We start from the raw sequence: 537 nt of genomic DNA, 5'->3' as shown, positions 1-537 counted from the left end.
TAATGTTATAATGTAACATTATCGCACTTTCTACGCCATATCCCAAGTAAAACTATGAAAAGAGCTTTAATTCTTGCTGCTTCAGCCATGTTAACCTTGCCAGCGCAGGCGATAACAGTACTTACAAGCATTAAACCGATCCAACTGATGGTGACTGAACTAACGGAAGGCGTCACTACTCCTGAAGTGCTAGTTCAGTCAAACGCATCACCACACGATTATTCGCTGCGACCTTCTGATGTAAAAAAAGTCGCGTCTGCGGATTTGGTGATTTGGTATGGTCATGATTTGGAACCGTTTCTTGAAAAAGTCGTATCAAATAGAGCTAGTACACTGACGTTAAGCGAAATACCAAATCTAGCCCTTCGTGAGTTTGATAGTGCGCATTCGCATGATCACGACGGTCATGACCACGGTAGCCACGACCCGCACTTTTGGTTGGGTATTAAACCGGTTAAACAGGTCGCCCAAGCTGTTGTGAACAAATTGGCGGAAATCGATCCAGCTAATGCGAAAACGTACAGCAACAATCTTGTT

1 protein-coding gene is annotated in these 537 nt (G+C 43.8%); it reads left to right on the top strand.

The window, feature by feature from the left end; genetic code table 11:
* Nucleotides 1–54: 54 nt before the first annotated feature.
* On the top strand, nt 55–537 hold a 483-nt coding region (locus R7Q48_RS30465), incomplete at its 3' end, for a metal ABC transporter solute-binding protein, Zn/Mn family (RefSeq protein ID WP_318134144.1).

It is taken from the genome of Vibrio sp. 378, assembly GCF_033339435.1.
The sequence above is the reverse complement of the archived record's forward strand: the minus strand, read 5'-3'. Positions and strand labels throughout refer to the sequence as shown.